This is a genomic window from uncultured Amaricoccus sp. (assembly GCF_937858865.1).
Lineage (GTDB): Bacteria > Pseudomonadota > Alphaproteobacteria > Rhodobacterales > Rhodobacteraceae > Amaricoccus.
Map to the genome: position 1 here is coordinate 1 of NZ_CALLYO010000463.1, position 4223 is coordinate 4223.

5 protein-coding genes are annotated in these 4223 nt (G+C 69.6%); 1 reads left to right on the forward strand and 4 read right to left on the reverse strand.

The window, feature by feature from the left end; genetic code table 11:
- Nucleotides 1–29: 29 nt before the first annotated feature.
- The 4 genes from Q0112_RS13640 to paaG form a co-directional block, all read right to left on the reverse strand.
- Nucleotides 30–629, reverse strand: coding sequence for a TetR/AcrR family transcriptional regulator (locus tag Q0112_RS13640; RefSeq protein WP_297976162.1), 600 nt, complete (start codon nt 627–629; stop codon nt 30–32).
- Between the two features lie 95 nt (nt 630–724).
- Nucleotides 725–2044 (reverse strand): phenylacetate--CoA ligase PaaK, encoded by a 1320-nt coding sequence (paaK, locus tag Q0112_RS13645; protein ID WP_297976164.1) that lies wholly within the window; start codon nt 2042–2044, stop codon nt 725–727.
- A gap of 39 nt (nt 2045–2083) precedes the next feature.
- Nucleotides 2084–2539: a hydroxyphenylacetyl-CoA thioesterase PaaI gene (paaI, locus tag Q0112_RS13650; RefSeq protein WP_297976166.1), complete on the reverse strand. Its 456-nt coding sequence runs from the start codon at nt 2537–2539 to the stop codon at nt 2084–2086.
- Nucleotides 2536–3324 (reverse strand): 2-(1,2-epoxy-1,2-dihydrophenyl)acetyl-CoA isomerase PaaG, encoded by a 789-nt coding sequence (paaG, locus tag Q0112_RS13655; protein ID WP_297976170.1) that lies wholly within the window; start codon nt 3322–3324, stop codon nt 2536–2538. The genes paaI and paaG overlap by 4 nt, the downstream gene beginning before the upstream one ends.
- Before the next feature lie 138 nt (nt 3325–3462).
- Between paaG and Q0112_RS13660 the strand changes: the two genes are divergently transcribed.
- On the forward strand, nt 3463–4223 hold a 761-nt coding region (locus Q0112_RS13660), incomplete at its 3' end, for an aldehyde dehydrogenase family protein (protein ID WP_297976168.1).

A 4223-nucleotide genomic window follows, 5' to 3' on the forward strand; every position in this document is an offset into this window, starting at 1 on the left:
TCCGGCCGTGCCGAGGGGGCGGCCGCGCCTCAGCGCACGGCCTTGATGCCCTCGAGGATCAGCGTCGTCGCCACGTCGGCATAGTCCTCGCGGGTGACGAGGCCGCCGTCGCGGAACCACATGTAGACCCAGTTCATCATCCCGAAGAGCGACATGGTCACCGGCATGAGGAGCGGCCGCTCGGGCTTGTCGAGCTCGGGGTGGATGCGGGCGATCACCCGCGAGAAGTGGCGCACGATCTGCCGCTCGACGGTGCGGATCTCGCCGCGCTGCTCGTCGGAGAGCGCCGAGGTGCCGACGAGCTGCACCTTGTGCGCGTCGTCGGCGCCGCGATAGCGGTCGAGCACCACGCGGACGAGGAGGCGGAGCTGCTCCTCGGGCGGCAGGGTGTCGTCCACCGCCGCCGCGACCGACGCCTCGAGGTTCACGAGGTGGGTGTGGATGATCGCGAAGATCAGCTCGTCCTTGCTGGGATAATAGTGGTAGAGCAGGGCCTTGGAGACCCCCGAATGGTTCGCGATCTGCGCCATCGAGGCCTTCTCCATGCCCTGCTCGGCGAATACCGTCGCGGCGCTCATCAGCAATCCGTGCTGCTTCTCCTCGAAGTCGCTCGCCCGCGTTCTTGCCATCTCACCTTCTCCGTTCCGGCCGCCGCAACGCCTTCGGGGGAGGGTCGTCGCCGACCCTCCCCGCGCTGAACTCCCGGCGGCTCTTTCTTCTCAAGTCATTCTTTCGGTCGATTGTCCACCACCCGCTTCGCCTTGCCCTCGGACCGCTGGACGCCGTCCGGATCGTGCACTTCGATCTTGGTCGAGATGCCCACCACGCTCTTGATGTGATGCGCGAGCTCCTTCGCCGACGCCGCCCGCGCCCCCTCGCCGGCCGCATTCGGGGCCGCCTCGACGTGGACGATCATGTCGTCCATGCGCCCCTTGCGCACCAGCTCGATCTGGAAGTGGGGCGCGAGGCCGGCGCACTTCAGGATCTGCTCCTCGACCTGGGTCGGGAAGACGTTGACGCCGCGCAGGATGATCATGTCGTCGGAGCGCCCGGTGACCTTCTCCATCCGCCGCATGCTGCGCGCCGTGCCCGGCAGCAGCCGGGTCAGGTCGCGGGTGCGGTAGCGGATCATCGGGATCCCCTCCTTGGTGAGGGTGGTGAAGACCAGCTCGCCCAGCTCCCCGTCCGGCAGCACCTCGCCGGTCTCCGGGTCGATGATCTCGGGGTAGAAATGGTCCTCCCAGATGTGCAGCCCGTCCTTGGTCTCGACGCACTCGCTGGCGACGCCCGGCCCCATGACCTCGGAGAGGCCGTAGATGTCGACCGCGTCCATGTCGAACGCCTGCTCGATCTCCTCGCGCATGGCGTTCGTCCAGGGCTCGGCCCCGAAGATGCCGATCTCGAGCGAGCACTCGCGCGGGTCGATGCCCTGGCGGCGGAACTCGTCGAGGATCGACAGCATGTAGGAGGGCGTCACCATGATGATGCGCGGCTTGAAGTCCTGCATCAGCGTGACCTGGCGCTCGGTCATGCCGCCGGAGATCGGAACCACGGTGCAGCCGAGACGCTCGGCGCCGTAGTGTGCGCCGAGGCCGCCGGTGAAGAGGCCGTAGCCGTAGGCGACGTGCACGAGGTCGCCGCGGTGCCCGCCGGCGGCGCGGATGGCGCGCGCGACGAGGTTGGCCCAGACGTCGATGTCGTGCTTGGTGTAGCCGACGATGATCGGCTTGCCGGTGGTGCCGGACGAGCCGTGGATGCGCACCAGCTCCTCGCGCGGCACGGCGAACATGCCGAAGGGATAGGTGTCGCGCAGGTCGGTCTTGGTGGTGAAGGGGAACTTCGCCAGATCCTTCAGGGACTTCAGGTCCTCGGGGTGCACCCCGGCCTCGTCGAACCGCTTGCGGTGGAAGGGCGCGTTCTCGTAGACATGCTTCAGCGTCCGCTTCAGCCGGTGGAACTGCAGCGCCTCGATCTCGTCGCGCGAAGCCGTCTCGATCGGGTCGAACACCTCGGTCCGACCGTGCCGCATCCGTTGCTTGCTCATCTCGCGTTCTCTCCCAAAAAAAATCCGTCGACCGCCGGTTCACTCCGGCAGGTGGGTTCCCTTGACCGTGCGCGAGTGGCCGCGGAACTCCGCCACCGGCTCGCCCCGGTCGTTGGTCACGTGCACGTCGTAGATGCCGTTGCGGCCGGCGCGGTAGAGCTCGCGCGCCGTGGCGGTCAGCCGGTCGCCCTTGCGGCCCGGCGCCATGTAGGTGATCGACACCTGATAGGCGACGGCGCGCTGGTTGTAGGTGTTGCAGGCGAAGGCGAAGGCCGAGTCGGCCACCGAGAAGATGAAGCCGCCGTGGGCGTTGCCGTGGCCGTTCAGCATGTCCTCGGTGATGCGCATGGAGAGCGTGGCCTCGCCGGGCGCGACGTGCTCGATCTGCATGCCGAGCCGCTGCGAGGTCCAGTCGGTCGACCACATCGCCTCGGCGCAGGCCTCGGCGAGCTGCTGCGGCGAAAGCGCCGCGGTGGGAAGGGTGGCGGTGGTCATTGCCCCTTGAACTCCGGCTGGCGCTTCTCGAGGAAGGCGGTGACGCCCTCGGCATAGTCGGCGGTCCGTCCGGCCTCGCGCTGCAGGTCGCGCTCGAGGTCGAGCTGGGCGTCGAGGGCGTTGGTCGCGGCGGCCTGGATCGCGCGCTTGGTGAGGCCGAGGCCGCGGGTCGGCCCGGCGGCGAGGCGGGTGGCGATGGCCCGTGCCTCGCCCGCGAGCGCGGCGTCGTCGACGGCCTTCCAGATCAGGCCCCAGTCCGCCGCGGTCTCGGCCATCAGCGGCTCGGCGAGGAGCGCCAGCGCCTTCGCCCGCGGCTCGCCGAGGATGCGGGCGAGCGACCAGCTGCCGCCGGCGTCAGGCACGAGGCCGATCTTCGCGAAGGCCTGGATGAACTTCGCCGAACGGGCCGCCAGCACGATGTCGCAGGCGAAGGCGATGTTGGCGCCGGCGCCGGCCGCGACGCCGTTCACCGCGCAGACCACCGGCTTCTCGATGGAGCGGATCAGCCGCAGCGTCGGGTTGTAGAAGGTCTCGATCGTCGTCCCGAGGTCGGGGGCGCCGCCGCCCTTGCGCGGGTCGCGGTCGCCGAGATCCTGGCCGGCGGAGAAGCCGCGCCCGGCGCCGGTGAGGAGGATGGCGCGCACCGAATCGTCGGAGGCGGCGCGCTCGAGGCCGGCGCGGAGCGCGCGGTGCATTTCCTCGTTGAAGGAGTTGAGCTTGTCGGGCCGGTTCAGCGTCAGCGTCAGCACGCCCGCGTCGAGCGAGACGAGCACTGTCTCCGACAAGTTGATAGTCTCGGTCATCCGGTTCTCCCTCCCGCTGCCGGGCCCTTGCGAGAGGGGTCCGCGGCTGTCGAAAAAAGTTGTTGCATAAACCGACCGGTCAGTCAATTATAAAAGCAACGAACATGAGGGGGAAGGCAAATGGCAAAGCTCTTCGACCGGCATCGCGCGCTGCTCGACCAGGCGGTCGCGGCGCTCGCCGAGCGTGGATTCTGGACGCCTTTCCCGGAAGTTCCAAGCGGCCGGATCTATGGGGAGACGGCGCGCGATGAGGGGCTCGCGGCCTACGAGTCGCGGCTCGGCCGGCCCTTCGCGCTCGAGGGGCATCCCGAATCGCACCGGGTCGGGGCGGAGGTGTCGCCCTGGGGCCCGGCGCTCGGCATCGGTTATCCGGCGGCCGACGCGGCCACGCTGGTCGCGGCCGCCGAATCGGCCGGGGCCGCCTGGGCTGCCGCCGCGCCCGAGACCTGGGTCGGGCTGCTCCTCGAGGCGCTGAAGCGGCTGAACGCCATGAGCTTCGAGATGGGCAACGCGGTGATGCACACCACCGGCCAGGCCTTCGCGATGGCCTTCCAGGCCGGCGGCCCGCACGCGCAGGACCGCGGGCTCGAGGCGGTGGCGACGGCCTGGGCCGAGATGTCGCGCGCGCCCGCCTCGGCCATCTGGGAGAAGCCGCAGGGCAAGGCGGCGCCGATCGTGATCGAGAAGCACTGGCGGATCGTGCCGCGCGGGGTGGCGCTGGTCATCGGCTGCCAGACCTTCCCGACCTGGAACAGCTACCCGGGGCTCTTCGCCAGCCTCGCCACCGGCAACGCGGTCATCGTGAAGCCGCATCCCGGCGCCATCCTGCCGCTGGCGCTGACCGTCGCCGTGCTGCGCGACCTCCTCGCCGAGGAGGGCTT